At 70.4% G+C, this 4,257-nt stretch carries 2 protein-coding genes and 2 pseudogenes; 2 read left to right on the top strand and 2 right to left on the bottom strand.

Features of this window, described 5'->3' with window-relative positions:
• Window positions 1-536: 536 nt before the first annotated feature.
• Complete coding sequence (locus UK12_RS31955; RefSeq protein ID WP_045306712.1) at window positions 537-1,766, bottom strand: GNAT family N-acetyltransferase; 1,230 nt, start codon at window positions 1,764-1,766, stop codon at window positions 537-539.
• A gap of 63 nt (window positions 1,767-1,829) precedes the next feature.
• Here UK12_RS31955 and UK12_RS40280 point away from each other — a divergent pair, with 63 nt between their 5' ends.
• Both UK12_RS40280 and UK12_RS31950 read left to right on the top strand, forming a co-directional pair.
• Window positions 1,830-1,967 (top strand): hypothetical protein, encoded by a 138-nt coding sequence (locus tag UK12_RS40280; RefSeq protein WP_156179075.1) that lies wholly within the window; start codon window positions 1,830-1,832, stop codon window positions 1,965-1,967.
• Between the two features lie 150 nt (window positions 1,968-2,117).
• Window positions 2,118-3,215: pseudogene (locus UK12_RS31950) on the top strand (ISAs1 family transposase); the annotation flags it as partial.
• 65 nt (window positions 3,216-3,280) lie between these two features.
• Here UK12_RS31950 and UK12_RS43805 read toward each other — a convergent pair.
• Window positions 3,281-3,926, bottom strand: a pseudogene (locus UK12_RS43805) (transposase domain-containing protein); the annotation flags it as partial.
• Window positions 3,927-4,257 lie beyond the last annotated feature (331 nt).

Genomic DNA, 4,257 nt, shown 5'->3' with positions numbered 1-4,257 from the left:
CAGGGCCCGACCGGAGCAGACGCGGAAGAGCCGGGCAGACCAGCGGACACCCCACACCCTCCAACCAGTCACCCCCACAAAACCACCGCTGCGATCACCTCGAAATCAGCTCGGTGGATCCGGGATCAGCAGTGGATCGCCCCGTCTTCAGGAAGCCGTCGTTCAGGCGAAGTGTCGAGGTTGATGCTGGTTCAGGCCGGTGATGCGGCTGCGGAGTTCGCGGACCGGGCTGGAACTGATGCGGCTGGTCGATTTCGACCAGGGCTGCTCCTCGCCTCACTTCGTCCGCTCAGCAACGAAATGGTGAATCTCGGGCCTGGGAGCGGCCCACCTGACCTGGGCAGCTGTGACGCTGATGACCCGCCGCCCCACCCGCGTCCCCGCCCGAACACGACCCGAGCCGACCACTACGACGTTCCAGCGCGCCGCATGACCTGGCCCTGGAACTCAGGGCCCGCCGCCTTGGGGACCGTCCTGCCGACGACAGTTGGGCAGCCGCTCGCGCCGGCTGCCCAGCAGGGTCGGCGAGCGCGCGGTCAGAACCAGTGCAGGCAGTGCGGGGAGCGTTCGGCGCGGAAGAGGCTGTCAGCGAGGGTGGCCGCGCCTGGGTGGTGGGCCCGGATGTGTCCGGCGCGCACGAGCGTGCTCGGGGCGGTGCCGCCGAGGTAGATGGAGCCCAGGTCGCTGACGTCCAGGGACAGGTCGGGCTCCCGGTCCGTCGGGACGCAGTCGGCCTTGCTGTCCCGGACGGTCAGCAGGTAGCGGCCGTGCTCGCCGAGGAACGGGTCGTCGACGTCGAGGATGAGCTCGCCGTCCGTGAACCAGCCGCGCGAGGTCAGTGCTCGCGGGATGTCCAGCAGTCGTACCCAGAGCCAGTCGGTGTTGCTGCTCGCCTGACAGGCGTTGAAGTCCGCGAGCTGCCAGCGCAACGGGTGGTCGGATGGGAAGTGTTTGAAGACGACCTGAGTGACCAGGTCGTGTCCGAGCGCGAACCGGGCCAGGGCCATGGCGGCGTCATCGGTCGCGATGGTCTCGTCGACCGTCAAGGTGTCGCCCTCGAGCGAGTAGCTGGCGTAGCCGTCCGGGACGCCGGCGGCGTCGCGGTGGACGGCGACGTAGCGTGGCGCGGGAGCGATCGGGGGCTGGCCCGCGCCCATGGCCCACCAGCGGCGCGGCCGGGACAGGGCGCCGGGCTGGGTGCGGCGGTACTGGTCGTAGACCTCTTCCAGGATCTCGCCGCACTCGGCACGCCGCAGCACCTCGACCGAGCTGGCGTCCGGGACGGTAGCCGGGTCGTCGGCCCTTCCGCGCGCACGGGGGAGGGCGAGGGCGGCCTGGTGGCGCGGCACCGTCAGCCGCCCCGTGTAGGTCGCCGGTCCGTAGCCGAACCTGCGGTAGATCAGGGCCTCGGAGGCCAGCAGTACGGAGAGGAACTCTCCTCGGGCTCGCAGCGCGGTGAGCTGATGCCGCATCATCGCGCTGAGCACGCCGCGGCGTCGGTGCGTGGGCAGGACGCCGACGGCGCTCACGCCGGCGGCCGGAGCGAGGATCTCACCGGGCAGGGTGAGCTCGAAGGAGTATGCAGCGGCGGTGCCGACGGGCCGCCCGTCCGCCGTCATAGCGAGCAGGCCGCGGTCCATCTCAAGCGCCGACCACCAGACCCCGCCCCCGTCCTCGGCCGGGGTTTCCGGGAAGCGCCCGAACGCGGCATGGAGGGTGTCGACGAAGACGTCGTGGTCCTCGTCGGTCGTGGGACGGATTTCCATTGCTGCCGCTGCCTCCTGGGGATACGGGCACCACGACTCGTGGTGCCCCGCCACAGTGCAGCGTTGACTCATGGCCAGGTCAAGCGAATTAGTGATGACCTCGGGCAAGTGGCCACGGCACCGGAGGCCCGATCAGTCTGGGAACTGCGCTACGAGCGCGAGCCAGACCAGATCAACCTCTACGACGAGCTGGTGCAGTGAGGGCCGCCAGCCCCGACCTTCGACGCGAAGGTCAAAGACAGGCACTCAGTGCCCTGTTGGGAAGTTCCTCCAGCGCCATCGGAGCGGAGGCAGGCACGGCCTCTGGGTGATTATGAGGCGTCGAGTCCCTGATCACCCAGACGGAAGACTGTGCCTGCCCGATCATCATCGCCCGTCCCCGCCGGCCTGGGCCGGCTTGCCGCCGCCCGGCCAGCCGGGCCCGGGGAACACCCGCGGCTGCTGGACCGCCTTGCGACGGTGCCCGATCCGCGCCGGGCCCAGGGCCGCCGCCACCCCCTCGCCTTCGTCCTCGCGCTCGCCGCGTGCGCGGTGCTGGCCGGCGCGAAGTCCCTGACCGCGATCGCGGAGTGGGCCGCCGACGCCCCGCCCGCCGTCCTTGCCGCCCACGGGGCCCCGCTTCGTGAGCCGAGCGGGCCGGTCGCCCCGGCCGAGGCCACCGTGCGCCGGATCCTGCAGCGCGTGGACGGCGACGCCCTCGACGCGGCGATCGGCTCCTGGCTCGCCGTCCGTGACCCGGACCGCCCCGACCCGGGCACGGACCCGCGCGGGAGGCGGCACCGCTCGTTGGCCGTGGACGGCAAGACCGTGCGCGGCGCCCGTCGCGCCGACGGCACCCAGGTCCACCTGCTCGCCGCGATGACCGGCACCGGCCTGATCACCGCCCAACGAGAGGTGGACGGCAAGACCAACGAAATCACGGTCTTCCGGCCCCTCCTCGCCGGGCTCGACCTGAACGACACCGTGGTCACCTTCGATGCCCTGCACTCCCAGACAGCCCACGCCCGCTTCCTGGTCGAGGAGAAGGAGGCCCATTACATCGCCGTGATCAAACGGAACCAGCCGCTGCTGCACGAGCGCCTGAAGCAGCTTCCCTGGCGGGACGTCCCGCTGCTGGACAAGACCCGCGCCACCAACCACGGCCGCGACGAGATCCGCCGCGTCAAGACCGCCACGATCTCCCGCGGACTCGCCTTCCCGCACGCGCTGCAAGCCGTGCAGATCGTGCGCCGCCGCCGGATCGTGGCCACCGGCAAGGTCACGTCGGAACGCGTCTACGCGGTCACCGACCTGACGGCAGAGCAGGCCGATGCTCCCGAGATCGCACACCGCGTCCGCGAACACTGGGGCATCGAGAACAAGCTCCACCACGTGCGCGACACCACCTTCACCGAGGACGCCTCGCGGGTGCGGACCGGAACCGCACCCCGGGCCATGGCAGCACTGCGCAACCTAGCAATCGGCGCCCTCCGCCTCGCCGGCTGCGACAACGTTGCCGCCGGCCTGCGCAACAGAAGCAGGAGCATCTGCGGCGACAGCAGGGGCGGCAGCCGTGACGCCTGGGTCGTCTCCCCGGTGCTCGTCGGCCCGAAGACCGCGCCAAGTAGCCCGCGGGTGCCGGTCTCGCACAGGACCGTCAGCCGGAGCACCGGGTAACCGGCGAACCCCAGTGGTGCCGGACCTTGCCGAGCAGGGAGCGGATGCGTGGTTGGTCCGGGGTCTTGATGGAACTGCAGCCGTCGAAGGCCGCGGTCCGCCAGCGCCGGTAGCGCACGCCGGTGTCGAGGGCTGGGCCAGCGGGCCCGTCAACACCTCGAACAACGTCTTCAGAGGTGCCGGGCCCAGGCGTCGTCGCAGGTCCCGCAGTGCCTTCTCCGAAGGTCCGTGCTGGTCCAGCCCGTGCAGGCCGGCGCCGAGCATGTCCCACACCCGGCGGTACCCCAGTCCGGGGAACAGCCCCAGCGCGAGGAGGAAGTACACGCCCACCCGCGAGGGCAGGCACCGCACGCGTGCCTGAACGGTATGGGTCCCTTCCAGCACGTCGTCGACGAGCTCGAAGGGGATGTACTGCGTCAGCTCACCGAGGTGGCCGGGCGCGAAGACGCCTTCGGCGACGGTGGTGGCGCGCGTCAGCGTGCTGGTGGCGGACTGGTCGGACAACGGGACCTCTCGAAGCAGGAACGTCTTGGTCGACTTCCTTGCCTCTACCAGAGGCCCCGCTTCTGTTGCTGTCGAACCGTCAACTCAGTCCACAGAGCGTTGACAGGACCGTCGGCCGCTTAACTTCGCGACCTTGGTTCAACCGGAGCTTCGTTGCGTTCGTGACGGCATGGTCCACGCTCGTCGCACCGCCGCGACCTGCGGACTCACATGATCACCACGACTTTGAAACGCAATGCCGCGAAGTTACGGCTGCTGCGGCGCTGTCAAGGCGTCGGCGGAGGGTTCGCGGAGGTGGACTGTGTAGGTCGCACGTCTGGACGTTCGGCTC

The sequence above is a fragment of the Saccharothrix sp. ST-888 genome, from assembly GCF_000955975.1.
In the GTDB taxonomy this organism is placed as follows: domain Bacteria; phylum Actinomycetota; class Actinomycetes; order Streptomycetales; family Streptomycetaceae; genus Kitasatospora.
The sequence above is the reverse complement of the archived record's forward strand: the minus strand, read 5'-3'. Positions and strand labels throughout refer to the sequence as shown.

Coding starts and splice junctions, on each gene's coding strand:
- UK12_RS31955 (WP_045306712.1), bottom strand. CDS start 1,766: ATGGAAATCCGTCCCACGACCGACGAGGACCACGACGTCTTCGTCGAC.